This is a genomic window from Rhizobium sp. 2MFCol3.1, from assembly GCF_000377565.1.
Lineage (GTDB): Bacteria > Pseudomonadota > Alphaproteobacteria > Rhizobiales > Rhizobiaceae > Rhizobium.
Genome location: NZ_KB898379.1, coordinates 38,219 through 62,085 on the forward strand (window position 1 = coordinate 38,219; position 23,867 = coordinate 62,085).

A 23,867-nucleotide genomic window follows, 5' to 3' on the forward strand; every position below is an offset into this window, starting at 1 on the left:
GGGCGGACCATGGCCCGCCCTTCGATATACATTGCTTGTCTTAACAAGCTGCCGCCCAGAGCCTAACGCATTTTCAGCGTCCAAGGCAAATCAAGCGGGTTGTGATGCTTCCACGACCGCGAGGGCCGCCATGTTGACGACGCCGCGCGAGGTGACCGACGGCGCCAGGATGTGGGCTGGCATGGCCGCGCCGAGCAGGATCGGGCCAACATGCAGGCCATCCGTCATCGACTTGACGACGCCGAGCGTGATGTTGGCCGCATCGAGGTTCGGGAAGACCAGCAGGTTGGCTTCGTCGTGCAGCGTCGTGTTCGGCATGACGCGCTTGCGCAGCGTTTCGGAGATCGCGCTCTCGCCATGCATTTCGCCATCGACTTCGAGATCGGGCGCGGTGTCGCGCACGAGCTGCAGGGCGTTGCGCATCTTGGTGGCGCTTTCCGATTCACGCGAGCCGAAGTTCGAGTGCGACACGAGGGCTGCGCGCGGCGTGATGCCGAAGCGCTTGATTTCCTCGGCCGCGAGAACCGCGGATTCCGCCACTTCCTCGGCTGTCGGGTTGAACGTGACATATGTGTCGGTGAAGAAGGTGGCGCCGCGCTGCGAGATCAGCAGGCTGAGTGCGGAGAAATCGCGGACATTCGGGCGCTTGCCGACGATCTGGCGGACATCGCGCAGGTGCTTCTCATAGCGGCCTTCGAGACCGCAGATCAGCGCATCGGCCTCGCCACGCTTCAGCGCCAGCGCACCGATAACCGTGGTGTTGGTACGAACGATGGTGCGGGCCGCTTCCGGGATGACACCGCGGCGACCGACCAGCGACAGATAGAGCTCGACATATTCGCGGAAGCGCGGATCGTCCTCAGGATTGATGACGTCGAAATCGGACAGCGGACGGATGCGCAGGCCGTAGCGCTTCAGGCGCGTTTCGATGACCTGCGGACGACCGATCAGGATCGGCTTGGCAATGCCTTCCTCGAGCAGGACCTGGGCGGCGCGCAGCACGCGCTCGTCTTCGCCTTCGGAGAAGATGACGCGCTTCTTGTCGGCATTCTTGGCGGCCGCGAAGATCGGCTTCATGACAAAGCCGGAGCGGAAGACGAAGCGGTTCAGCTGGTCGAGATAGGCGTCGAAATCGGCGATCGGGCGAAGCGCCACGCCGCTATCGGCCGCGGCCTTCGCGACAGCCGGCGCGATGCGCAGGATGAGGCGCGGATCAAACGGCGAGGGGATGAGATAGTTGGGGCCGAAGATCGGCGTTTCATCCGAATAGGCGCGGGCGGCGACATCGGACGGCTCCTCGCGGGCGAGAGCCGCGATGGCGCGCACGGCCGCCATCTTCATTTCCTCGTTGATCGTGACGGCACCGCAATCGAGCGCGCCGCGGAAGATATACGGGAAGCAGAGGACGTTGTTGACCTGGTTCGGGAAATCCGAGCGGCCGGTGCAGATCATTGCGTCCGGGCGAGCGGCGCGGGCGAGATCCGGCATGATTTCCGGGTTCGGGTTGGCGAGCGCCATGATGAGCGGCTTTTCGGCCATCTGCGCCAGGAGTTCAGGCTTCAGGACGCCGGCGGCCGACAGGCCGAGGAAGACATCGGCGCCGCCGATGTTTTCAGCCAGCGTGCGCGTGTCGCTCTTCTGGGCGTAGATGCTCTTCCATTCGTCCATCAGCTCGACGCGGCCCTCATAGACGAGGCCTTCGAGGTCGTGGACCCAGATGTTTTCGCGCTTGGCGCCGAGCGTGACGAGAAGGTTGAGGCAGGCAAGGGCTGCGGCACCGGCGCCGGAGGCGACGATCTTGACCTCTTCGATCTTCTTGCCGGCCAGTTCCAGGCCGTTCAGGATCGCGGCGGCGACGATGATGGCGGTGCCATGCTGGTCGTCATGGAAAACCGGGATCTTCATCTTCTCGCGCAGCTGACGCTCGATCTCGAAACACTCCGGCGCCTTGATGTCTTCAAGGTTGATACCGCCGAAGGTCGGCTCGAGCGCGGCGACGGTCGAGACCATGTGATCGACGGTCGTTGCGTCGACCTCGATATCGAAGACGTCGATGTTGGCGAACTTCTTGAAAAGAACTGCCTTGCCTTCCATGACCGGCTTGGAGGCCAGCGGGCCGATATTGCCGAGGCCGAGAACGGCGGTGCCGTTGGAAATCACGGCAACCAGGTTGGCGCGCGAGGTGTAGTCGGCGGCGGTTTCCGGATTGTCGCGGATGGCGAGACAGGGGGCGGCGACGCCGGGCGAATAGGCGAGCGCGAGGTCGCGCTGGTTGCCGAGCGGCTTGATGGCCTGGATCTCGATCTTGCCGGGACGGGGATAGCGGTGGAAGAACAAGGCCTGTTCATCGAGGCTGCCGCCTGCCGCTTTGTTGTCCGTCTTCGGTTTGTCGCTGTGATCCATCGTAATGCTCCAGGCTGTCGCACATGCTTTCATTGGAGCGCTTTCAATACATCAATCGAAAGACGGTAACAGCGGGAATTTCGGTTCCGGTTCCCAAAAACAACGCAAATGTGCAACAGCGCCCGCGAGATACCGGGTATTTGCGACGGAAGGGCCTGTGATCAGGGCCTGACATCCGCGCCGTGTCATCTTCCTGAAACACGAGTCTGGTTTTCAGAGGCACAGATGAAGCATGGGGCACGGGCAGTATGCTTGTGAAGGACAATATGGATACGCGCCACTTCCGTACGCTCTTTATTTCCGACGTCCATCTCGGCTCGAAAGCCGCGAAAGCCGACTTCCTGATCGACTTTCTGAAGTACCATGAAGCCGACACGATCTTCCTGGTGGGAGACATCGTCGACGGCTGGCGCCTGAAGCGCAGCTGGTACTGGCCGCAGGAATGCAACGACGTGATCCAGAAGCTGCTGCGCAAGGCGCGCAAGGGAACGCGTATCGTCTATATCCCCGGCAATCACGACGAATTCCTGCGCGACTTCCCCGGCATGCACTTCGGTGGCATCGAAGTGGCCGAGCGGATGATGCATGAGGCGGCCGACGGCAAGAAGTATCTGGTGCTGCATGGCGACGAGTTCGACGTCGTGGTGCGCAACGCCCGCCTGCTCGCCTATCTCGGCGACTGGGCCTACGATATGGCGATCATGATCAACATCGGGCTCGCCGCCATTCGCCGCAAGCTCGGCATGCCTTACTGGTCGTTCTCGGCCTGGGCGAAGCTTCAGGTCAAGCATGCGGTCAACTTCATCGGCGAGTTCCAGAAGGTCGTTGCCGACGAAGCCCGCAAGAGCGGCGCCGACGGCGTGATCTGCGGCCACATCCACCATGCCGTCATGGAAGACATGGATGGCGTGCGCTACATCAACACCGGCGACTGGGTCGAAAGCTGCACGGCGATCGCCGAGCATGAAGACGGCACGTTCGAGCTGATCGAATGGCGTACCATGGGCGGCGCTGCCGCTCCCGCTCCGCTGGCGCTCGAAGATCACCGCAAGCGCGAGCCGGCACAGCAGGCAGCTTAATACCGCCAGTTGTTTCGCTGTTGCGAAATGGCATTGTGCAGCTGCTGCCGTTGCCGTTTCGCGACAGTTTTGGCTTATTTTTGAAATCGGTTTGGGGCGACCTTATCTCGCCTTGGTTGCCATTAAGGTGACGTGTTAGGCAACTTGCAGGTTCCTTTCAGGTCACACCGATGATTCCCGCCACGAATGCCTCTTTCACAGAGGTCGCGCCCGCCCATTTCCGGCTGCTGAGCGCTCTGTCCTATTGCGCGCCACTGCTTGTAAACGGTGTCGCGCTGCCGTTCTTTCCCGTCTGGCTGGCGATGCACAAGTTCAGCGACCACGAGATCGGCATCATTCTCGCCGTACCGATGGTGGTGCGCGTGCTCGTGGCACCGATCGTGGCGATGTACGCGGACCGGATGAAGGAACGCGCTGATGTGCTGGTGTTTTCCGGCGGTCTGTCGCTGTTGACGGCGATCGCGCTCTACTGGACCGACACGTTCTGGCCGGTGCTGATTGTTTACACGCTCCAGGGCGCCACGTTTTCTCCCTATGTGCCTGTGGTCGAATCGATTGTCATCTCCGGTGTGCGGCGCTGGGGATTCGATTACGGCTCTATGCGGGTGTGGGGCTCTGTCGCCTTTATCGCCTCAACGCTCGTCGGCGGGCGACTGATCGGGAACTGGGGCGGGCAGATGGTTCTGCCTGTCATGATCTTCGGTTTCGTCATGACGATGGTGATGGCGCTCTATTGTCCGCGCATCGGACCGACGCGCCGGCGCGGCACGCCTGTCGATCTGCAGCAGGCGACCGGCAGTTCGTTGAGGCAGCCGCATCTGTTGATGCTGCTTATCGGCGTCGCCATCCAGCAATCGAGCCACGCGCTGCTGCAGGCCTTTGCGACGATCTATTGGCGGGATCTCGGCTTTTCCGGCACGGAAATCGCGTTGTTGTGGAGTGCTGGCGTCGCAGCCGAGGTGACGGTGTTCTTCCAGTCGAGGCGGATCAGCCGTCATTTCGATTCTTGGACTCTGATCCGTGTCGGCGCCGCCGTTTGCGTCTGCCGGTGGCTGTTGTTTCCCATGCAGTGGGGCTTCGTCGGCTTCTTCCTGCTGCAGTGCCTGCATGCCTTCAGCTACGCCTTCGTCCACACAGGCGTGCAAAGGCGGATCCTTGCCTCGGTGCAGGCGACGCAGGAATCGTCGGCGCAGGGCGCCTATTTCTTCTACAACGGGATGTTCATGGGGCTGATGACCATCGCGTCGGGCTACATCTACGCAGCACTCGGCATGGCGAGCTATTACATCATGGCGCTGACGGCGGTTCTGGGGCTAGGCCTCATCATCGTCGCCTACTACCTTCAGCCCCAGAGTGCCGGTTCCGGCGGGAAGACGAGCGAGCCAGCGTAACGCAAGCCCGGTTCGCGGTCGCGGGCGAGAAGCAGCGGTCCGTCGAGATCGACGAAGGCCACGTCCTGGGCCAGAAGTACGGCAGGCGCCATGGCGAGCGATGTGCCGACCATGCAGCCAAGCATGATCTGAAACTCCAGCCGCTCAGCTTCGCGCTTCATCGCCAGGGCTTCGGTCAGGCCGCCCGTCTTGTCGAGCTTGATGTTGATGGCGTCGTAGCGGTCGCGAAGACTGGCGAGATCGCCGGTGTGATGGACGCTTTCATCCGCGCAGACGAGGATTGGGCGATCGATCTCCGCAAGCAGCTCGTCCTTGCCTGCCGGCAGCGGCTGTTCGACCAGCGCCACGCCGCATTCGGCGGCAACCCGCAGATGGTGGGCGAGGCGGTCTTCCGGCCAGCCTTCGTTGGCGTCGAGAATGATTGCGGCGTTGGGGGCTGCAGCACGCACCGCGCGGATGCGGCTCTCGTCGTCACCTGTGCCGACTTTGACCTTGAGGAGCGCTCGGGCCGCGTTGGCGCGGGCGTGCTCGGCCATGACCTCGGGTTCTCCGAGCGAAATCGTGTAGGCTGTCGTCAGCGAATGCGGGGCGGTGAGGCCGAGCATGGCGGCGACCGACGTTCCGCTCTGCTTGGCCTCGAGGTCCCAGAGGGCGCAATCGACGGCGTTGCGGGCAGCCCCCGGCGGCATCGCCTGTTGCAGGTCGGCGCGGGAGAGGCCGGCCTCGATCAGCGGGCGGGCGGCTTCGATCTGCGCGCCGACGCTTTCCATCGTCTCGCCGTAGCGGCGATAGGGGACACATTCGCCGCGGCCGGAGACGCCATTCTCGCTCACCGTGCAGAGGATCACCTCCGCGCTTGTCTTGGTGCCGCGCGAGATGGTGAAGGTGCCCGCAATCGGAAAAGAGTCCGTCTGAATTTCAAGTGACCGTGGCATAAATGCAATCCTGCAAGCATGGAAATCTGGTGCGGCATCGTTATATTGCCTCAACGCCGCGACGCTATGTTCGCGAGTCGGCAATGTCGCCGTAAGCCTTGAGAGACACAAGCATTTTGAAGTCCGAGAACCGTAACGCCGCCTCACTGCACGTGGACGACCAAGCTCATGGTTCGGATACGCTCGTGCATCTCGAAGGCAATTGGCGAAGCGCCAACATACATCTCGTTCTAAAGGATTTCGACAAGCTTTCTGCCCACAAGGGCGGGAACCTGACGCTCGATCTCTCCGGGATCACCGATATCGACACGGCCGGCGTCTGGCTGCTCTGCCGGCTGAAGAAGCAGGTCGAGGATGCCGGCGGCACTGTCCACATCGAGGGCAGCAACCAGCATATCGACGAGCTGCTCGAATCGTTTTCCGAGGAACGTCCGAAGCCCGAGGCCGAAGAGGTTCCTCCACGTTCGCTGCAGGAGCGGATTTTCGCTCCCATCGGCCGGATGATGTACGATCTGTGGAACAATGTTTCCGCGGCGATGTATATCCTCGGATCGGCGGTGCGCGGCGCGCAGATGAAATTCGGCCGCGGCAGCGGCGTTTCGCCGGCGTCGATCATCAACCAGATCGATCACATGGGCGTTCGCGCCACGCCGATCATCCTCTTGATGTCGTTCCTGATCGGCGCCATCATCGCGCAGCAGGGCGCCTTCCAGCTGCGTTATTTCGGCGCCGAAGTGTTCGTCGTCGACCTCGTCGGCATTCTGCAATTGCGCGAAATCGGCGTGCTCTTGACCGCCATCATGATCGCCGGTCGTTCCGGCAGCGCGATCACGGCCGAGATCGGCTCGATGAAGATGCGCGAAGAGGTCGATGCGCTGAAGGTCATGGGCCTGAACCCGATCGGCGTGCTGATCTTTCCGCGCCTGGTGGCGCTGACCGTAGCGTTGCCGCTTCTGACCGTGCTTGCCAACTTCGCCTCGCTGTTCGGCGCAGCCGTCGTTGCCTGGGGCTACTCGGGAATCACGTTTGCCAACTTCATCGCCCGTCTGCACGAGGCGATCACGCTGTCGACCGTGCTGTCGGGGATGATCAAGGCGCCGTTCATGGCGCTGGTTATCGGTATCGTCGCCGCCGTCGAGGGCTTAAAGGTAGGTGGCAGCGCCGAATCGCTCGGCCAGCACGTGACCTCGTCGGTGGTGAAGGCGATCTTCGTGGTCATTCTCATGGACGGGCTATTCGCCATGTTCTATGCAGCTATTAATTTTTAGGGATTTTGCGTGGACGAGCAGCAGACAACGACCAAGGACGAGGCAGGGCGGGATATCGTGCTTTCAGCGCGCGACGTCACTGTTGGTTTCGGGTCGAAGATCGTTCTCGATAATCTCAACCTCAATATCTACAAGGGTGAGATCCTAGGCTTCGTCGGCGCGTCCGGTACCGGCAAGTCGGTGCTCATGCGCACGGTGCTGCGCCTGCTGCCGCGCCGCTCCGGCCAGATCAAGATCCTCGGCCAGGACTTCGACGAACTAAACGAGCCGCAGCGCAACGCGCTCGACATGCGCCTTGGCGTTCTCTTCCAGCAGGGCGCGCTGTTCTCGTCGCTGACGGTGAAGGAGAACATCCAGGTTCCGATGCGCGAGTATCTCGACTTACCGCCGGCGCTGATGGACGAGCTGGCGCATCTGAAGATCCGGCTGGTGGGTCTGGCGGCCGATGCGGCGGACAAATATCCTTCGGAACTCTCGGGCGGGATGATCAAGCGTGCCGCACTGGCGCGTGCGCTGGCGCTCGATCCGGAACTGGTTTTTCTCGACGAGCCGACCTCGGGCCTCGATCCGATCGGTGCGGCGGAATTCGACGAGTTGATCGCCAAGCTTCGCGATACGCTCGGTCTCACCGTCTACATGGTGACCCACGACCTCGACAGCCTGTTTTCCGTCTGCGACCGCATCGCGGTGCTGGGCAAGAAAAAGGTTATGGTCGAGGGGACGATCGAAGACATGCTGGCCTATGACGACCCCTGGGTTCAGGCTTATTTCAAGGGCAAGCGCGCGCGTTCGATCGTGCCGCAGGATGGCCACGCTTCAGCCGACATCAGGCTGGCGCAAGATAGCCGCGGGAAGTGAGCGGATAAGATGGAAACCAAAGCGAACTACACAATCGTCGGCTTCTTTACGGTTCTGGTCATCGCGGCTGCCTTCGGCTTCGTTTACTGGATGGCCGAATATGGCCGTGGCGGACCGATGGCGGAGCTCATCGTGCGCATTCCGGGCTCGGCCAACGGATTGAGCGTCGGCTCGCCGGTGCGTTTCAACGGTATTCAGGTGGGTTCGGTGCAATCGCTGTCGATCGACGCCGACGATCCGCAATTCTCGCTGGCCTTCACCGAAGTGCGCGTCGATGCGCCGATCTATCCGACCACCAAGGCGATCCTCGAGATCCAGGGTCTGACGGGCGCTGCCTATGTCGAGCTTTCCGGCGGTCGCGTCGGCGAAAAGAACATCCTGCAGACGGCGGCGGAGACGGGTAAGCGCGCGGTCATCGTCGCCGACCAGTCGAGCGTCACCAACCTGCTTGCCACCGCCGACAAGATCCTAGACCGCGCCAACGACGCCGTCGGCCAGGTTCAGGGCTTCGTCAAGGATGCCCGTGGACCGCTGACGAAGACGCTGCAGAACGCCGAGACATTCTCGGATGCGCTGGCCAAGAATTCCGGCAATATCGACAGCTTCCTGCAGAGCGTGGGCCAGCTTTCCGACACCGTGCGCAACGTGTCCGGCCGTGTCGACTCGACGCTGGCTGCGATCGAATCGCTGGTGAAGACGGTCGACGCCAAGAAGATCGACACGATCCTCTCCAATGCCGAAACCGTGAGCCGCAATGTCGCCGACGCCTCTGGCGGCCTGAAGGACGCCATCCAGAAGTTCCAGGAGACGGCCACCACCTATAACGACTTCGGCAAGAAGGCGCAGGCGACGCTCGACAAGGTCGACACGCTCGTCGCGCAGATCGACCCGGCCAAGGTGAAGGGTTCCGTCGACGACATCGCGCAGACGACCAAGGATGCGCGCGCGGCGGTGGCCTCCATCAAGGATGTCGCCAACACGGTGAATTCGCACCAGAAGGACATCGATTCGACGATCCAGAACGTCACGCAGATGGCCAACAAGCTGAATGCCGCATCGACCCGCGTCGACGGCATCCTGGCGAAACTCGATACGCTGCTTGGAGACGACAGCACGCAGTCGATGTTGACGCAGGCGCGCGAGACGCTGGATTCGTTCAAGAAGGTCGCGGACAATCTAAACAGCCGCATCGGACCGATCGCCGACAACCTGCAGAAGTTCTCGAGCGGCGGCCTGCAGAACGTTCAGGCGCTGATCAACGATGCGCGTCTGACGGTGCAGAATTTGAACGATGCGATCAGCAATTTCGACAAGGACCCGCAGCGACTGATCTTCGGCGGGGACACGGTGAAACAATATGATGGCCGGACCAGGCGTTAACAGGGGAAGTCAACATATGGCTGTGTCGGATATGCGTCGTTCGCGTCTTATGAAGACCATGCTCGCTCTGCCGCTTCTTGCCCTGGCATTGTCGGGATGCGGGACGGCGGCCAAGAACGATACCTATGATCTCTCCGCGCCTGTGAGCGGCAGCGGACCTTCGGCGAAGGGGCGCCAGATTCTGGTGCAGCAGCCGACGGCTTTGCAGGCGCTGAACAGCGAGCAGATCGTCATCAAGGTCTCATCTTCGGAGATCCAGTATCTTGCCAAGGCGCAGTGGAGCGACAAGCTTCCGCGCATGGTTCAGGCGAAGCTCGTCGAGGCCTATGAGAATTCCGGCAAGCTCGGCGGCGTCGGCGTTCCCGGGCAGGGGCTGGCGATCGACTATCAGGTGGTCACCGACATCCGCGCCTTCGAGATCCGCACCGGTGGCGGCAGCCAGGCGGTGGTCGAGATTTCGGCCAAGATCCTCAACGATCGCAACGGATCGGTGCGGGCGCAGAAGGTGTTCTCGCAAACGGTACCTGCGGGCGGTGGCTCCAATGAGGCCTTCGTCAAGGCGCTCGACCGCGCATTCGCCGGCGTCACCAGCGAGATCGTCGATTGGACGCTGAAGTCGATCTGATCGATCGGGACGCTGGCTTGGAGGCCACGATGATCAGGATTTTGGGCGCTGACGATGTGGAAGCGTTCAAGCGCATCCGGCTCGAGGCGCTGCGCCTGGAGCCATCCGCCTTTGCCAGCAGCTTCGATGAATGGGCAAAGCTTCCCGACGATGAATGGCGTCGACGATTGCTTGCCGACCCCGTCTTTCTTGCTTTCGACGGCGACGAGCCCGTGGCGATCATGGGGCTGCTCCGGCAGCGGGCCGGAAAGATGGCGCATCGTGCGACTGTTATCATGGTCTATGTGCGCGGTGAGAAACGCGGGACTGGTCTCGCGCGCGACTTGCTCGACCATGTCGTGGACTATGCCCGGCAACACGGCATTCGTCAGCTCGAACTGACGGCCAGCGCTGAAAATCCCGGAGCGATCGGCTTTTATCGGAATGCGGGATTTATCCAGGCCGGGCTGATACCGGGTGGTGTGCTGGAAGGCGCCCGTGAGGTCGATGACGTCATCATGGTCAGGCGGATCGTCGACTGACGTTCCGTTCATATTGCTCAACACGCGAAAAGGCCGAGCGCTGGGAGCCGCTCGGCCTTTTCGTATTTCAGCTGTCGGGCTGCTCAGAGCCGATCAAAAGACGCTATGCTTGCCATGTAGTCTCTTATCTTCTTCGGTTTCGCGCCGCAGGGCGGTCACGGTCGATGCCACAGATACGATAAACATGATGCTGATAAGGGCAGTAAGCACAGTCAAGATCGTGAACATAAGCAATCCTCCAGGATTTTGCTTTCACGTCCGTTAGTATTGGCTCACAACGGTCGTACGAGCCGACGCATAAGGGCCGTATACTTTGGACGCATCTACCTTCTGATCATAAAGCGCAACAGTTGCTGCAAGCATACCCGTCATCATTACCATCCATACTGCGTTAATCATGGTAATCTTGTTTGGCATATTCATCTTCCTTGTAGCGCCTATTTGCGCAACGCTTCGATTGAAAGAACGCGTCCGTTTGGAATTGGTTCCGCAGGACATTGACAAGTCGTTTACCAACGCCGATCTGAAGCCTCTTTGAATGCCTCGTTCATCTGGCGTTCATCTTCCTAAATCGGTTTATGCGTCTTCTCTAATCGGTTTAAAGGAGACGCGACCCATAACGCGCACGATCTCGTGATGTTCCCTCACGTCGCTGCGCACCCATGCGGCGTCACGCACTTCCAGGACGTAGGCGTAGACAAATTCGAAGGCGAGGGAGAGGGCGACCGAGGTGATGACAAGCAGGATGAGCATCGTGGGTTTCCAGGAGTGAACCGATCCCTGTCGGCATCGGCGGCGTTGATGCATCCTGTTATAGAGATCGCGGCTGAAGCAGCCTTGAATGGGCCGTTCATCCGGCATTCAGTCGCCCGGCGAGCACCGGTTGCGCCCCTATCGCCACTGGGCGGCGCTTGGGGCAAATGACTTGCGGCAAGGCTTTATCCGTGACAAAAGGCGTCGAAACAAATGGCCGGGGCCAATGACGACAGCTTTCTATCCGGGGTCTTTCGACCCGATCACGAACGGACATGTTGACGTGCTCGTCCAGGCGCTGAACGTTGCGTCGAAAGTGATCGTCGCGATCGGCATTCATCCCGGCAAGACGCCGCTCTTCTCGTTCGAGGAGAAGGGCGAGCTGATCCGCCAGTCGCTGGCGGAGGTTTTGCCGGAGCGGGCGTCGGATATTTCGGTCGTATCCTTCGACAATCTGGTGGTCGATGCGGCCCGTGCGCATGGCGCGACGCTTCTGATCCGGGGCCTGAGAGATGGTACCGATCTCGACTACGAAATGCAGATGGCGGGCATGAACCGGCAGATGGCGCCGGATATCCAGACCGTTTTTCTGCCGGCCGGCACGGCCTCGCGGCCCATAACCGCCACATTGGTCCGTCAAATCGCAGGCATGGGAGGCGATGTCAGTGCATTCGTACCTGCCGCCGTCTTGAAAGCCCTTCAATCAAAGCGCAAATCCTAGGCGAATTCGCCGCAACGGAGCTATCATGAAACTTTTCTATATTGCATTTGCCGGCGTGCTTTATCTCGCTTCGTTCGTTGGCGACGTTTTCGCCGCCGACACGATGACGATCCAGCTGAAGAGCGGCCCCGTCGTGATCGAGCTTGCGCCTGATGTCGCGCCGAAGCATGTCGCCCAGATCGAGGCGCTCGCCAAGAAGGGCGCCTACGACAACGTTGCCTTCCACCGCGTGATCGACGGCTTCATGGCGCAGACCGGCGACGTGCAGTACGGCAACATGGAAAAGGGCTTCGACAAGAACCAGGTCGGCACTGGCGGTTCGGACATGCCGAACATTCCGGCCGAGTTCTCCAAGACCCCGTTCGTGCGCGGCACGGTCGGCATGGCGCGCTCGCAGGACCCGAATTCGGCCAACTCGCAGTTCTTCATCATGTTCGCTGACGGCTCCTTCCTGAACGGCCAATACACGGTCGTCGGCAAGGTGATCTCCGGCATGGAGAACGTCGACAAGATCCAGAAGGGCGAAGGCCAGAACGGCGAAGTCAGCAATCCTGACCGCATGGTCAAGGTCACAATCGCCAAGAAGTAAGTTTCAAGACCAGTAGGAGAATAACAATGGCTGAGATCAAGGATCCGGAAAACACCATCATCCTGGAAACCACCAAGGGTAATGTCGTCATCCAGCTTCTGCCTGAAGTGGCGCCTGAACACGTGGCCCGCATCAAGGAACTCGCACGCGAGAAGGCCTATGACGGCGTCGTGTTCCACCGCGTCATCAACGACTTCATGGCGCAGACCGGCGACGTGAAGTTCGGCAAGAAGGGTGGCGAGAGCTTCAACCCTGGTCGTGCCGGCATGGGCGGTTCCGAGAAGCCTGATCTGAAGGCTGAATTCTCGGCCGTCAGCCATATCCGCGGCACCTGCTCGATGGCTCGTTCGCAGAACCCGAACTCCGCCAACTCGCAGTTCTTCATCTGCTTCACGGATGCTCCCTGGCTGAATAAGCAGTATTCCGTCTGGGGCCAGGTCATCGAAGGCATGGACAACGTCGACAAGATCAAGAAGGGCGAACCGGTCGTCGATCCGGATTCGATCGTCTCGATGCGGGTTGCCGCCGACGTCTGATTGTGATGTTTGCTGGAACCCGCCCTTGCGCGAAAGCGCGGGGCGGGTTTCGCTTTGCCTGGACCAGCCTTCCCGGAACTGCCCTATGCGCGTAGACCTTTTCGATTTCGAGCTTCCCGATGAGCGGATCGCTCTGCGGCCCGCCGAGCCGCGCGACAGCGCGCGCCTGCTTGTCGTCGATCCCAATGGCGAAACGAAGCTCTCCGATCACCGTGTTTCGGACCTGCCGTCCTTCCTGAAGGCGGGGGATGCGCTGGTGTTCAACGACACCAAGGTCATTCCGGCGCAGCTCGAAGGCATCCGCCACCGCGAGGGTGCGGGCGGCCAGCAGGTTTCGGCGACGCTGCACATGCGGGTGGGCGCCAATCGCTGGAAGGCGTTTGCCAAGCCCGGCAAACGTATCAAGGTCGGCGACCGGATCGCCTTTGGCCACGGTGGCGAAAGCTGCCTTCTCGGCTCGCTCGACTGCACCGTAGAAGAAAAGGGCGAGGGCGGCGAGGTGACGCTGGCCTTCGATCTGTCGGGTCCTGCGCTCGACGAAGTGATCCATTCCGTCGGCCATATTCCGCTGCCGCCCTATATCGCCGCCAAGCGCGCCGAAGACGAACGCGACCGCGCTGACTACCAGACCATCTACGCCCGCGAGGACGGCGCTGTCGCAGCACCCACCGCCGGACTGCATTTTACGCCCGAACTTTTCGCAGCACTCGACAAGGCCGGCATCGAGCGGCATTTCGTGACGCTTCATGTCGGTGCCGGCACATTCCTACCGATGAAGGTCGACGATACCGACGACCACAAGATGCATCTCGAAAGCGGCTATGTCAGCGGCGAGACGGCCGCCAAGCTCAATGCCGTGAAGGCGAGGGGCGGGCGGGTCGTCTGCGTCGGCACCACCTCGCTGCGGCTAATCGAAAGCGCTGCGCAGGATAGCGGCGAGATCCGCGGCTGGGCGGGCGCCACGGGCATTTTCATTACGCCGGGTTACCGCTTCAAGGCGGTGGATGTGCTGATGACCAACTTCCACCTGCCACGCTCGACGCTGTTCATGCTGGTCTCGGCCTTTGCCGGCCTGGAGACCATGCACGCTGCCTATGAACATGCCATTTCCACAGGCTACCGCTTCTATTCCTATGGCGATTCCAGCCTTCTTTTCCGGAAAGACTAGATGACCGAGAACTTCCAGTTCACCCTCAAGAAGACCGATGGCGGCGCCCGTCTCGGCGAAGTTTCCATGCCGCGCGGCACGATCCGCACGCCGGCGTTTATGCCCGTCGGCACCGTCGGCACCGTCAAGGCGATGTATCTCGACCAGGTGCGCGAAGGCGGCGCCGATATCATTCTCGGCAATACCTATCATCTGATGCTGCGGCCGACGGCAGAGCGCGTGGCGCGACTTGGCGGCCTGCACAAGCTGATCCGCTGGGATGGGCCTATCCTGACCGATAGCGGCGGCTTCCAGGTCATGTCGCTGTCCGGTCTGCGCAAGCTCGACGAGCAGGGCGTTACCTTCAAGAGCCATGTCGATGGCAGCCTGCACCACATGTCGCCGGAGCGCTCGATCGAGATCCAGGGGCTGCTCGACAGCGATATCCAGATGCAGCTCGACGAGTGCGTGGCACTTCCGGCCGAGCCGCGCGAGATCGAACGCGCCATGGAGATGTCGCTGCGCTGGGCCGAACGCTGCAAGGTCGCCTTCGGCAACCAGCCGGGCAAGGCTATGTTCGGCATCGTGCAGGGCGGCGATATTCCGGCGCTGCGCGTACGCTCCGCAGCAGCGCTTGCCGATCTCGACCTCAAGGGCTACGCGGTCGGCGGCCTTGCCGTCGGCGAGCCGCAGGCGGTGATGCTGAAGATGCTCGAGGAGACGCTGCCGGTCCTGCCAACCGAGAAGCCGCGCTATCTGATGGGCGTCGGCACGCCCGAGGACATGCTGCGCTCGGTGGCGCGCGGGATCGACATGTTCGACTGCGTGATGCCGACCCGTTCCGGCCGTCACGGCCTGGCCTTCACCCGCCGCGGCAAGGTCAACATCCGCAATGCCCGCCATGCCGAGGACATGCGCCCGCTCGACGAGCAGTCGAGCTGCCCGGCGACGCGCGACTATTCACGCGCCTATCTGCACCACCTCGTGCGCTCGAACGAGGCGCTGGGCGGTATGCTGCTCTCGTGGAACAACCTCTCCTACTATCAGGAACTGATGCAGGGTATCCGCAAGGCGATCGCCGAAGGTCGCTTTGCTGACTTCATGGCGGAGACCGAAGCCGAATGGGCTAAGGGCGATATCGACCCGGTCTAAGGCTCAGATGCCTTTGCTCGCCGTGTCAGGCAGGATCTGGACGCCGCCGATCTTGTAGCTGCCATCCGGCTGACGGATGACCTGGTAGATCGCCGTCCAGTCCTTGCCGTCGCGGCCGGAAATCAGCACCTCGTGGTAGATCATCGCTCCGTTGTCGATCGAGCGGCTGCGGCCGAAGGCGTAATTTCCGGGGTGATAGACCGGCTCATAGCTCTTCTTGACCATGGCGAAGAAGACGTTCTTGTCGGGATAGACCGCCTTAATGCCGGGGGCGGCGTAGGAATAGGCCGCCTCGGGATCGTCCTGCAGGAAGGCCTTGATTTGCGCCTCGATCATCGACCGCGTTGTATCCAGCGGGTCTTCCGCGCGCGCCGGCGACAGCGTGAAAATCGCTGTGAGACTGAGGATGAGGACTGCGAAGAAGGCGCGCATCGGCATATCTCCCACTATCCCGTGGCAATAGCCGCCACCCCTTGAATTGTAGGGCTTTCAGCGCGCAAGGAAAGAGGCAATCAGAGCCGGCCGCGTGCGAATATTCGCGACAGGATCAGACCCGCGACGAGCACACCGGCGGCGATGAAGATGGTGTCGATGGGAGTGCCGATATAGAGCGGCCCGACATTGGCGAAGAGCAGGAAGGCGACGACGAAGTTCGCCCAGCCCCAGACGACATTAAGCTCCGCCGAACTCTCGCCGGCACCTGACATCCGCACGAACGGCGTGCGGAACGGCCGGCCACAGACGCCGTTGACGAAGTGCGGAATGCCGTTGGTCATGATGGCGGCGGCAAAGAAGTGAACGATAAAGGCGATCCAGGGCATCGGCGTCTCCAAGATGGTCATCCTGGCGGCGCGACGTCACGCCACGCTACGGGATGAACCAGAATTCCGGCAGGAACGCGTTGACCTAAGCTCTTGTTCCGTATGAGGGATCAGATCGTATGGTAGCGACGATCGAAATAGATCAGCGCTTGGCCGCCTTCATTCTCCTTGATCGCCACCACCTCGCAGATCAGGATGTCGTGGGTGCCACCATCGGAGACCGACTTCACCTTGCAGTCGAGCGAGATCAGCGCGTCGTCAAGGGCGGGCGCACCTGTTTCGAGCACCGACCAGCTGGCGCCTTCGAACCGTTCCTGCACCGGGGTCTTGCCACCGAAACGGCGGCTCAGATCCTCGTGGGCGTGCGACAGGGTGTTGACGCAGAGCACGCGGTTTGCGTTCACGGCCGGATAGGCGGAGGAGCCGCGATTAATGCAGACCAGAAGCGTGGGCGGATCGTCGGTGACGCTGCAGACGGCGGTTGCGGCGAAGCCCGCGAGGCCCGCCGGGCCATCCGATGTGACGACGTTGACGGCGGCGCCGAGGCGGGCCATCGCGTTGCGGTAATCCTGCTTGCGCTGGTCCGTCGTATCGGCGCCTGTGGCCGTTGCGGTTACGTCCGGGATCAATTTGGCTGATGCTTGCATATCGGGGTCCTAGCGGATTTCGGATCTCGCGTCACGAAGGAAGCGCAGCATGGTGTCGTTGAAGCTCTTCGCCTCTGTCACGTTGACGGCGTGGGCGCCGAAGTCCGTGAGAGCCAGTTCGGCATGCGGCAGTCCCTCGGCGAGGCGCACCGATCGGGTGTAGGGGACGAGGAGGTCGTCGCGAGTTGCCATGACCAGCGTGTGGGCAGCAATCTCTGACAGGCGGTCGTCAAGATCGAAGGCCCGGAGAGCCGCGATACGACGCAGGATATTGGTCTTGCCCTGAAAATGGGCGATGGCGTGCCGCTGCTCTGTATCGAGACGCTCGGCATTGTCGGACATCCAGACCGAGGGGTAGAGGAAGAGCGGCTGCGCCTTGACGAACATCTCGACGCCCGACCGCTCCAGCAGCTCGATCCTGACATCGAAGCAACGGCCGGAATGCGGATCCGCCTTGCTCCAGGCGTTGACGAGGATGAGCTGGCCGATCATATCGGGGCGGCGGAGTGCTATATCCAGACCAATCAGGCCGCCGAGCGCGTGGCCCATGAAATCGAAACGGTCGATGCCGAGTTCCAGCGCGATCTCCAGCACATCATCGGCCATGGCGGCGATGCCGCCCGCTTCGGGGACCTCACCACCGGTGCGACCGGTGCCGCGATGATCGTAGGTGACGACGCGGAAATCGGCTGAGAGCGCCTCGATCTGCGGCGCCCAGTAACCCGCTGCGCCGCCAAGGCCGGATGACAGGATGATGGTCCTGGCATCGGCATGGGTCTGGCCATGTATGTCGTAATGCATGCTCGTCACTTCTTGCCGATATGAGCGACGGTCGCGATCTCGACGAGCGCGTCAGGTTTCACCAGGCCGCACTGGACGCAGTAACGGGCCGGCTTGTCGCCGGGGAAATATTCGGCATAGACGGCGTTGACGGCCTGGTAGTTGGCCCAGTCGGTGACGAAGATGTGGTTCATCGTGACGTCTTCCATCGTGCCGCCAGCCGTTTCGATTACCGACTTGATAGTCTCGAGCACATGGCGGGTCTGGGCGCCGGCATCGCCGACATGGACGACATCGTTGTTCTTGTCGAAGGGCAGGGTGCCGGAGACATAGACGATGCCGTCGGCAAGCGTGCCCGGCGAATAGGGCGCGATCGGCTTCTGGGTTCCCTCGGGGACGATGATCGATTTTGGCATGATGTGTCCTCTTCTTTGCTCGTGATCAGGCTTCGGTGGGTGCTGCTTGGCTAATGACGCCGCAGAAATCGTTGACGGTTGAGACCCAGCCGAAGAATTTCTCGACGTTGTAGACGGTCGCCTGCTGGATGAAATCAGGCCCCAGGTGATGGGTCGCGTCCTCAAGCATCACGCCGAAATATTCGAGGTGGAAGGCATCGCGCAGCGAGCTCTCGACGCAGACATTGGTGGCAATGCCGACAAAGACGAGATTGCGGATGCCGCGGGCGCGCAGCACGCTGTCCATGTTGGTGTTGAAGAAGCCACTGTAGCGGGTCTTCGGCACCAGAATGTCGCCCGGCTGCGGCTGCAACTCGTCGACGATCGCATAGTCCCATGTGCCCTTTGCCAAGAGCTGGCCCTGCAGCTCCGGCCGCTGGCGCATGGTCTTCAGCGCATTCGACTTGTGATAATTGGGCGAGCCCGGTCCGCCGGCCTCGACATAATCCTTGTCCCAGCCATTCTGGAAATAGATGACCTGGACGCCCGCGGCACGCGCGGCGTCGAGCGTATTCTTGATGTTGGCGATCGTGCCCTTGGCGCCGGCGATATCGAAGCCGGCGAGATCGACATAGCCGCCTTCGGTCGAATAGGCGTTCTGCATGTCGACGACGACGACGGCTGTTTCGCTCGGCTTCAGCGTGATTGGCTCGGGGCGGGCGGGGAGGGTGACGCTTTGCGTGCGCTCGCGCGGCGCCTCGTATCCAACGGGTGCGACGCTCATTCGGCGGCCTCCAGCATTTCGGTGACGCGACGGCGGCTCTTCATCAGCGGCTGGACGTATTTGCCGAACTTCTCAACGCCTTCGACGAAATCGTCGAAGGTCAGCATGACGCCGCCCGTGCCGGGCACAGCAGCCATCTCGTCGAGCATGGCAGCGACCTCCTCATAGGAGCCGATCAGCGTGCCCATGTTGATATTGACCGCCGAGACCGGGTTCGACATGTGGCGAACATTGGTGTCGGAGCCGGACTTGGTATCGGCGGCACTCTGCAGGCCGAGCCACTTGATCGCTTCCTCGTCAGCGCCTGCCTTGTAATGCTCCCACTTCGCCCAGGCGTCCTCCGACTTTTCCTCGGCAAGCACCATCGTCAGCACGAAGGAGCGCACGTCGCGTCCGGTCTTTGCGGTTGCGTTGAGAAGGCGCTGGTTGGTCGAGGCAAAGGCCGTGGGCGTGTTGACGCCGACGCCGAAGCAAAAGCTGTAATCGGCATAGGCGGCGGAGAATGCCATGCCCTTGTCGGAAGAGCCGGCGCAGATCAGCTTCACGTTTTCGGGCACCGGCTTCATCCGGCAATCGTCCATCTGGAAGAACTTGCCCTTGAGATCGGACTGGCCCGTCGTCAAGAGGTCCTTGAGGACGGCCGTGTATTCGCCGAGATATTCGTAGCGGTCGCCGAAATAGTCGTCGCCCGGCCACAGGCCCATCTGGCTGTATTCCGGCCGCTGCCAGCCGGTGACGAGGTTGACGCCGAAGCGGCCACCGGAAATGCTGTCGATCGTGGTCGCCATGCGCGCGACGATCGCCGGCGGCATGACCAACGTCGCGGCCGTGCCGAAGAGTTTGATCTTCGACGTGACGGCGGCAAGGCCGGCCATCAGCGTGAAGGATTCCAGATTGTAGTCCCAGAACTCCGTCTTGCCGCCGAAGCCGCGCAGCTTGATCATCGACAAGGCAAAATCGAAGCCGTATTTCTCGGCCTTCAGCGTGATTTCCTTGTTGAGCTCGAAGCTCGGCTTGTACTGCGGCGCGTTTTCCGACAGCAGCCAACCATTGTTTCCGATCGGGATGAAAACACCGACTGCCATATCTGCTCTCCTCTTGAGGCAATGCGGCAAAGGATCTGGTTCGGTATTTTCAATGCAGGTGGCGTGCCAGATTGATAAACGTCAATAAAATCAGCGTGATGCGATATGGCCAAGCGTAATTTATTTATCGTTTGGTCAATTTTTTACCGAACGATAAATTTCCTGCCGAAAAAGCAGACATTGCTGCTCAAATTTTTAGCCTCTCTCGATCATGCCTGAATATTCCGCAGATCCAGGCGTTGCCAATATCGCCCCGCAACCTCGGGGCGTGGTCTCACCAAGAAGTAACTTGACTTTTTGACGCCGGATTTGGATATCGGGCAAATCCTTGAAGCGGCTGGCTTTTGCCAGGGCGCACTGTCTTCCACACAGTTGCATTCAGCGCCCGACCGCGCACCGCAAGCATTTTCATCGATTGGGGAGGGCTCGCGGATGAGCACATCGTCGCTGCTGAAACGCTTCGCCGGCTATTACAAGCCGCACCGGGGACTTTTCGTGCTCGACTTCGGCAGCGCGGTGACGGCGGGCCTGCTGGAGCTTGCCTTTCCCGTGGCCGTGACAATGTTCATCGACAGGCTGTTGCCGACCGGCCAGCTCGGGCTGATCGGACTGGCGGCCATCGGCTTGCTTGCGATCTATGTCGTCAACGCCGGTCTGCAGGTGATCGTCACCTATTGGGGCCATATGCTTGGCCTGAAGATAGAAACGGAGATGCGGGCGAGGGCGTTTGATCATCTGCAAAAGCTCTCCTTCTCCTATTTCGACAACCAGAAGACAGGCCACCTCGTGGCGCGGCTGACCAAGGATCTCGAAGAGATCGGTGAGGTTGCCCACCACGGGCCCGAAGACATCTTCATCGCCGTGATGACGCTGGTCGGCGCCTTCATTCTGATGTGGTGGGAACATCCGCCGCTGGCGATCGTAACCGCGCTGATCGTGCCTCTGACCGCCTTTGTAACGACGCGCTATGGTCGCCGGATGACGAAGACCTGGCATTCGCTCTACGGCCGTGTTGCGGATTTCAACGCTCGCATCGAGGAGACGGTCGGTGGCATTCGCGTCGTCCAGGCCTTCGCCAATGAGGACCACGAGCGCAAGCTCTTCGCCGTCAACAATGCCGGCTATCTCTCGACCAAGCTGCAGGCCTATTGGGCGATGGCGGCCTCGACGTCGCTCTCCTATCTCTCGATGCGCTTCGTGCAGGTGGTCGTGATGCTTGTCGGCGCCTGGTACGTGACGAGAGGCGAACTCTCGGCCGGCGGCTTCGTCGGCTTCCTGCTTCTCGTCGGCGTCTTCTTCCGGCCGATAGACAAGATCAATTCCGTGATCGAGACCTATCCGAAGGGGATCGCCGGCTTCCAGCGCTATACGGCGTTTCTCGATACCGACCCCGATATCGCCGATATCAAGGACGCCCGCAACATGCCGCGCCTGACGGGCGACATTCGCTACAGCGACGTGCGCTTCGCCTATCAGGAAGGAAAGCCAATCCTTGACGGGCTCGACCTGACGATCAAGGCGGGCGAGACGATCGCCTTCGTGGGGCCATCGGGGGCCGGCAAGACGACCGTCTGTTCGCTGCTGCCGCGCTTCTATGACGTCACCAGCGGCGCGATTTCCATCGATGGCGTAGACATTAGACAGATGACGCTCGCTTCGCTGCGCTCGAGCATCGGCATCGTGCAGCAGGACGTGTTCCTGTTTGCCGGCACCATGCGCGAGAATATCGCTTACGGCAGACTGGGCGCGGGTGAAGCCGACATTCTCGATGCGGCCCGCCGAGCTCGTCTCGACGAGGTGATCGCCGGCCTGCCGGCTGGACTGGACACCATCATCGGCGAGCGCGGCGTCAAGCTTTCCGGCGGCCAGAAGCAGCGTCTAGCGATTGCCCGCATCTTCCTGAAAAACCCGCCGATCCTCATTCTCGACGAGGCGACGTCGGCGCTGGACACGGAGACCGAACGGGCGATCCAGCAATCTTTGGCCGAGCTGTCTCAAGGCCGTACGACGCTCGTCATCGCGCATCGGCTGGCGACGATCACCGAGGCGGACCGGATTTGCGTGATTGACAAGGGTAGGGTGGTCGAAGAGGGCAGCCACCGCGACCTGCTCCGGCGCGCGGGGCCCTATCGGCGGCTGCATATGGCGCAACAGACGAGCGCGCCCGATGATGATGGGGCGCCGGATACGAAGAAGCTGGCGTAGCGTTAAGCGGCTGAAATCCTCACCTTAGGTGAGGATTGCAATTATCTCATTCAATCCGATGCTTGGTCGGCTATGTTGTTGCAAGGCCGGCCAGCCGAGCGGTCTTGACTAGAGCAGATAGCTGACCGGCTCGTTGCTGACGGGGTGCGGGAAGACGCCCATCTCGACGCCGAAGACCGACTTCAGCACGTCCGACTGAACTATCTCCGCAGGCTTGCCGCGCGCCGAAATCCTGCCATCGTTCAGCGCCACCAGCTCGTCGCAGTAGCGCGCGGCGAGGTTGATGTCGTGGAGGACGACGACGATCGTCAGGCCACGCTCGTGGCTTAGCTCACGCAGCAGCGATAGCACACCCGCCTGGTGGGCGAGGTCGAGCGCGGAGGTGGGTTCATCGAGCAGCAAGAAGCTGGCGTTCTGCGCCAGCATCATGGCGATCCAGGCGCGCTGGCGCTCGCCGCCTGACATGTTGGCGACGAGGCTATCGGCGAAGCGCTCGAGATCGGTGCGCCGGATGGCATCCTCGACCAGATCGCGATCGGCCTGGGTGAAGCGGCCGAGCGTGCCGTGCCAGGGAAAGCGGCCGAGCGCGACAAGCTCGCGCACTGTCATGCCATCGGTGGCGGGGGTAAACTGCGGCATATAGGCGATCTCGCGAGCGAAAGCGCGCCCGCCCCAGCTGGCTGCCGGCTTTCCCTGTAGCTCGACGGCGCCCGACGTCGGATCGACCTGGCGGGCGATCGTCTTCAACAACGAGCTCTTGCCCGAACCGTTTGGCCCGACCAGCCCATAGACGCGGCCCGCCTCAAGCGTCAGATCGACACCGCGCAAGATATGCTTCTTGCTGGCCTCGTAGTGGATCTGCGACAGGGTTAGGAATTCGGCGGGCATAGTGGCATCTCCGTCTGCATGTGGTGCGACGCCAGACATCCGGATCGCACGGATGTAAGTGCAAAAGTTCACTGAAGATGTCAACTTATGTGGTGGTGATACGAGGGCGGGCGGGGCGTTTTTCCTTCTCGGGTGAACGACGCTCGCTAAGCCTCTGCAAGGATTGCGTGAACCACGGCCTGCGCCCTGAGCATCGTGTCGGGTCTTTGAGAGAGGCTCATGAGGACGGTTTCGACCTTCACCAGGTAGTTGACGACTTCAGCCGCCGGCGCGCCTTGGAGAAGCTGTGCGGCGGCGTTCTGAAGGTAGCTGTCATATTCGTCTTCGAAACCGGCTGCGTCATCGTCGCGCCATGTCCATCCTTCGGGCATGAGGCCGATCGGATCCCAGAGCGACCAGCCGATATCTCTCAGTTTCGACAAATCGATGATGGGTGACGACACGCGCTTATCCTTCAACGTCTACGCAGACGGAACGGCACATCCGTATCCGCAAGGCTGTTATGAGCTCATGACAAACGGCGAGGGTCAATTGCTGGTAACAACCGATATGCGATCTATCGAGGAGGGCTCTGAAGTCATTGGCATGTCGCACTTGGAAATGGAATCTGCCCCATCCGTGGAAAATGTCAAAGCTGAATAGGGCTGCGACGTTGTCAGCCATTTAGAAACGCGACACTGGCTGCTCGGATCAGCCCCCGATCCGACCGGCTGGGCCGGGTTGAAAGGGCGGAGCGGGGGCGGGTGATGACGCTCCCTTTCGGCTTTAGCTTTCTCTGTGGCAATTGTTTCGTCGTCGGCTGATACTCGCTTTTATCTGAATAGAGCGGGTAAGGATCAAAGCTGCACGATGCTTCCGGAAATCAAGCTGCAGGGTGACGTCGATGTCGCCGCGCTGTCACCTC

At 61.2% G+C, this 23,867-nt stretch carries 25 protein-coding genes; 13 read left to right on the forward strand and 12 right to left on the reverse strand.

Going from position 1 to position 23,867, the window contains the following annotated elements; translation table 11 throughout:
* Positions 1 to 90: 90 nt before the first annotated feature.
* Entirely contained in the window at positions 91 to 2,403 is a 2,313-nt protein-coding gene (locus D460_RS0130255; RefSeq protein WP_018902364.1) for an NADP-dependent malic enzyme, read from the reverse strand.
* A gap of 266 nt (positions 2,404 to 2,669) precedes the next feature.
* On the opposite strand from D460_RS0130255, the gene D460_RS0130260 reads away from it, so the two are divergent.
* Together D460_RS0130260 and D460_RS0130265 are read left to right on the forward strand one after the other, a co-directional pair.
* A complete protein-coding gene (locus D460_RS0130260) occupies positions 2,670 to 3,482 on the forward strand; it encodes a UDP-2,3-diacylglucosamine diphosphatase (protein ID WP_026283711.1) in 813 nt (270 codons plus the stop codon).
* 170 nt (positions 3,483 to 3,652) lie between these two features.
* Positions 3,653 to 4,873, forward strand: a complete 1,221-nt coding sequence (locus D460_RS0130265; protein ID WP_018902366.1) for an MFS transporter — start codon at positions 3,653 to 3,655, stop codon at positions 4,871 to 4,873.
* On the opposite strand, the gene dgcA is transcribed toward D460_RS0130265, so the two are convergent.
* Complete coding sequence (gene dgcA, locus D460_RS0130270) at positions 4,825 to 5,808, reverse strand: N-acetyl-D-Glu racemase DgcA (protein WP_018902367.1); 984 nt, start codon at positions 5,806 to 5,808, stop codon at positions 4,825 to 4,827. The two genes, D460_RS0130265 and dgcA, sit on opposite strands and share 49 nt — an antisense overlap.
* 98 nt (positions 5,809 to 5,906) lie before the next feature.
* On the opposite strand from dgcA, the gene D460_RS0130275 reads away from it, so the two are divergent.
* The 5 genes from D460_RS0130275 to D460_RS0130295 are packed head-to-tail and all read left to right on the forward strand — an operon-like array spanning position 5,907 to position 10,460.
* Entirely contained in the window at positions 5,907 to 7,076 is a 1,170-nt protein-coding gene (locus tag D460_RS0130275) for an MlaE family lipid ABC transporter permease subunit (RefSeq protein WP_026283712.1), read from the forward strand.
* 9 nt (positions 7,077 to 7,085) lie between these two features.
* Complete coding sequence (locus D460_RS0130280) at positions 7,086 to 7,934, forward strand: ABC transporter ATP-binding protein (RefSeq protein WP_018902369.1); 849 nt, start codon at positions 7,086 to 7,088, stop codon at positions 7,932 to 7,934.
* Positions 7,935 to 7,943: 9 nt separating this feature from the next.
* Positions 7,944 to 9,314 carry an MlaD family protein gene (locus tag D460_RS0130285; protein WP_018902370.1) on the forward strand — a complete coding sequence of 457 codons (1,371 nt, stop codon included), beginning with the start codon at positions 7,944 to 7,946 and terminating at the stop codon, positions 9,312 to 9,314.
* A 16-nt stretch (positions 9,315 to 9,330) separates the two neighbouring features.
* Positions 9,331 to 9,939 carry an ABC-type transport auxiliary lipoprotein family protein gene (locus D460_RS0130290; protein WP_018902371.1) on the forward strand — a complete coding sequence of 203 codons (609 nt, stop codon included), beginning with the start codon at positions 9,331 to 9,333 and terminating at the stop codon, positions 9,937 to 9,939.
* A gap of 29 nt (positions 9,940 to 9,968) precedes the next feature.
* Positions 9,969 to 10,460 (forward strand): GNAT family N-acetyltransferase, encoded by a 492-nt coding sequence (locus D460_RS0130295; RefSeq protein ID WP_018902372.1) that lies wholly within the window; start codon positions 9,969 to 9,971, stop codon positions 10,458 to 10,460.
* A gap of 576 nt (positions 10,461 to 11,036) precedes the next feature.
* On the opposite strand, the gene D460_RS36245 is transcribed toward D460_RS0130295, so the two are convergent.
* A complete protein-coding gene (locus tag D460_RS36245; RefSeq protein ID WP_018902375.1) occupies positions 11,037 to 11,213 on the reverse strand; it encodes a hypothetical protein in 177 nt (58 codons plus the stop codon).
* A 226-nt stretch (positions 11,214 to 11,439) separates the two neighbouring features.
* Between D460_RS36245 and coaD the strand changes: the two genes are divergently transcribed.
* The 5 genes from coaD (at position 11,440) to tgt (ending at position 15,358) form a co-directional block, all read left to right on the forward strand.
* The gene (gene coaD / locus D460_RS0130315; protein ID WP_018902376.1) at positions 11,440 to 11,934 is read left to right on the forward strand and encodes a pantetheine-phosphate adenylyltransferase; all 495 of its coding nucleotides are present in this window, start codon (positions 11,440 to 11,442) and stop codon (positions 11,932 to 11,934) included.
* Positions 11,935 to 11,959: 25 nt separating this feature from the next.
* A complete protein-coding gene (locus tag D460_RS0130320; RefSeq protein WP_018902377.1) occupies positions 11,960 to 12,523 on the forward strand; it encodes a peptidylprolyl isomerase in 564 nt (187 codons plus the stop codon).
* Between the two features lie 26 nt (positions 12,524 to 12,549).
* Positions 12,550 to 13,059, forward strand: coding sequence for a peptidylprolyl isomerase (locus D460_RS0130325; RefSeq protein ID WP_018902378.1), 510 nt, complete (start codon positions 12,550 to 12,552; stop codon positions 13,057 to 13,059).
* An 85-nt stretch (positions 13,060 to 13,144) separates the two neighbouring features.
* Entirely contained in the window at positions 13,145 to 14,227 is a 1,083-nt protein-coding gene (gene queA / locus D460_RS0130330; RefSeq protein WP_018902379.1) for a tRNA preQ1(34) S-adenosylmethionine ribosyltransferase-isomerase QueA, read from the forward strand.
* On the forward strand, positions 14,228 to 15,358 hold the full coding sequence (gene tgt / locus D460_RS0130335) for a tRNA guanosine(34) transglycosylase Tgt (RefSeq protein ID WP_018902380.1): 1,131 nt from the start codon (positions 14,228 to 14,230) through the stop codon (positions 15,356 to 15,358).
* A gap of 3 nt (positions 15,359 to 15,361) precedes the next feature.
* Here the strand turns inward: tgt and D460_RS0130340 are convergent, their stop codons facing one another.
* The 7 genes from D460_RS0130340 to rutA all read right to left on the reverse strand — a co-directional run bounded on the left by D460_RS0130340 (position 15,362) and on the right by rutA (position 19,870).
* Positions 15,362 to 15,790 carry a DUF4864 domain-containing protein gene (locus D460_RS0130340; RefSeq protein ID WP_018902381.1) on the reverse strand — a complete coding sequence of 143 codons (429 nt, stop codon included), beginning with the start codon at positions 15,788 to 15,790 and terminating at the stop codon, positions 15,362 to 15,364.
* Positions 15,791 to 15,870: 80 nt separating this feature from the next.
* Entirely contained in the window at positions 15,871 to 16,179 is a 309-nt protein-coding gene (locus tag D460_RS0130345) for a hypothetical protein (RefSeq protein ID WP_018902382.1), read from the reverse strand.
* Positions 16,180 to 16,289: 110 nt separating this feature from the next.
* Positions 16,290 to 16,826, reverse strand: a complete 537-nt coding sequence (locus D460_RS0130350) for a flavin reductase (RefSeq protein WP_018902383.1) — start codon at positions 16,824 to 16,826, stop codon at positions 16,290 to 16,292.
* A gap of 9 nt (positions 16,827 to 16,835) precedes the next feature.
* Entirely contained in the window at positions 16,836 to 17,627 is a 792-nt protein-coding gene (gene rutD, locus D460_RS0130355) for a pyrimidine utilization protein D (RefSeq protein WP_018902384.1), read from the reverse strand.
* A 5-nt stretch (positions 17,628 to 17,632) separates the two neighbouring features.
* Positions 17,633 to 18,022 carry a pyrimidine utilization protein C gene (rutC, locus tag D460_RS0130360; RefSeq protein ID WP_018902385.1) on the reverse strand — a complete coding sequence of 130 codons (390 nt, stop codon included), beginning with the start codon at positions 18,020 to 18,022 and terminating at the stop codon, positions 17,633 to 17,635.
* Between the two features lie 25 nt (positions 18,023 to 18,047).
* Positions 18,048 to 18,785: a pyrimidine utilization protein B gene (gene rutB / locus D460_RS0130365; protein WP_018902386.1), complete on the reverse strand. Its 738-nt coding sequence runs from the start codon at positions 18,783 to 18,785 to the stop codon at positions 18,048 to 18,050.
* On the reverse strand, positions 18,782 to 19,870 hold the full coding sequence (rutA, locus tag D460_RS0130370) for a pyrimidine utilization protein A (protein WP_018902387.1): 1,089 nt from the start codon (positions 19,868 to 19,870) through the stop codon (positions 18,782 to 18,784). The genes rutB and rutA overlap by 4 nt, the downstream gene beginning before the upstream one ends.
* 432 nt (positions 19,871 to 20,302) lie before the next feature.
* Between rutA and D460_RS0130375 the strand changes: the two genes are divergently transcribed.
* Positions 20,303 to 22,075, forward strand: a complete 1,773-nt coding sequence (locus tag D460_RS0130375; protein ID WP_018902388.1) for an ABC transporter ATP-binding protein — start codon at positions 20,303 to 20,305, stop codon at positions 22,073 to 22,075.
* Between the two features lie 108 nt (positions 22,076 to 22,183).
* On the opposite strand, the gene D460_RS0130380 is transcribed toward D460_RS0130375, so the two are convergent.
* Positions 22,184 to 22,963 carry an ATP-binding cassette domain-containing protein gene (locus D460_RS0130380; protein WP_018902389.1) on the reverse strand — a complete coding sequence of 260 codons (780 nt, stop codon included), beginning with the start codon at positions 22,961 to 22,963 and terminating at the stop codon, positions 22,184 to 22,186.
* Between the two features lie 146 nt (positions 22,964 to 23,109).
* On the reverse strand, positions 23,110 to 23,406 hold the full coding sequence (locus D460_RS34170) for a hypothetical protein (protein WP_037112427.1): 297 nt from the start codon (positions 23,404 to 23,406) through the stop codon (positions 23,110 to 23,112).
* Positions 23,407 to 23,867: the final 461 nt, after the last annotated feature.

Coding starts and splice junctions, on each gene's coding strand:
- D460_RS0130285 (WP_018902370.1), top strand. CDS start 7,944: ATGGAAACCAAAGCGAACTACACAATCGTCGGCTTCTTTACGGTTCTG.
- D460_RS0130255 (WP_018902364.1), bottom strand. CDS start 2,403: ATGGATCACAGCGACAAACCGAAGACGGACAACAAAGCGGCAGGCGGC.
- D460_RS0130260 (WP_026283711.1), top strand. CDS start 2,670: ATGGATACGCGCCACTTCCGTACGCTCTTTATTTCCGACGTCCATCTC.
- D460_RS0130265 (WP_018902366.1), top strand. CDS start 3,653: ATGATTCCCGCCACGAATGCCTCTTTCACAGAGGTCGCGCCCGCCCAT.
- D460_RS0130345 (WP_018902382.1), bottom strand. CDS start 16,179: ATGCCCTGGATCGCCTTTATCGTTCACTTCTTTGCCGCCGCCATCATG.
- rutA (WP_018902387.1), bottom strand. CDS start 19,870: ATGGCAGTCGGTGTTTTCATCCCGATCGGAAACAATGGTTGGCTGCTG.
- rutC (WP_018902385.1), bottom strand. CDS start 18,022: ATGCCAAAATCGATCATCGTCCCCGAGGGAACCCAGAAGCCGATCGCG.
- rutB (WP_018902386.1), bottom strand. CDS start 18,785: ATGAGCGTCGCACCCGTTGGATACGAGGCGCCGCGCGAGCGCACGCAA.
- D460_RS0130350 (WP_018902383.1), bottom strand. CDS start 16,826: ATGCAAGCATCAGCCAAATTGATCCCGGACGTAACCGCAACGGCCACA.
- D460_RS0130380 (WP_018902389.1), bottom strand. CDS start 22,963: ATGCCCGCCGAATTCCTAACCCTGTCGCAGATCCACTACGAGGCCAGC.
- rutD (WP_018902384.1), bottom strand. CDS start 17,627: ATGCATTACGACATACATGGCCAGACCCATGCCGATGCCAGGACCATC.
- D460_RS0130340 (WP_018902381.1), bottom strand. CDS start 15,790: ATGCGCGCCTTCTTCGCAGTCCTCATCCTCAGTCTCACAGCGATTTTC.
- D460_RS0130320 (WP_018902377.1), top strand. CDS start 11,960: ATGAAACTTTTCTATATTGCATTTGCCGGCGTGCTTTATCTCGCTTCG.
- D460_RS0130295 (WP_018902372.1), top strand. CDS start 9,969: ATGATCAGGATTTTGGGCGCTGACGATGTGGAAGCGTTCAAGCGCATC.
- dgcA (WP_018902367.1), bottom strand. CDS start 5,808: ATGCCACGGTCACTTGAAATTCAGACGGACTCTTTTCCGATTGCGGGC.
- queA (WP_018902379.1), top strand. CDS start 13,145: ATGCGCGTAGACCTTTTCGATTTCGAGCTTCCCGATGAGCGGATCGCT.
- D460_RS36245 (WP_018902375.1), bottom strand. CDS start 11,213: ATGCTCATCCTGCTTGTCATCACCTCGGTCGCCCTCTCCCTCGCCTTC.
- D460_RS0130375 (WP_018902388.1), top strand. CDS start 20,303: ATGAGCACATCGTCGCTGCTGAAACGCTTCGCCGGCTATTACAAGCCG.
- D460_RS0130290 (WP_018902371.1), top strand. CDS start 9,331: ATGGCTGTGTCGGATATGCGTCGTTCGCGTCTTATGAAGACCATGCTC.
- D460_RS0130325 (WP_018902378.1), top strand. CDS start 12,550: ATGGCTGAGATCAAGGATCCGGAAAACACCATCATCCTGGAAACCACC.
- coaD (WP_018902376.1), top strand. CDS start 11,440: ATGACGACAGCTTTCTATCCGGGGTCTTTCGACCCGATCACGAACGGA.
- tgt (WP_018902380.1), top strand. CDS start 14,228: ATGACCGAGAACTTCCAGTTCACCCTCAAGAAGACCGATGGCGGCGCC.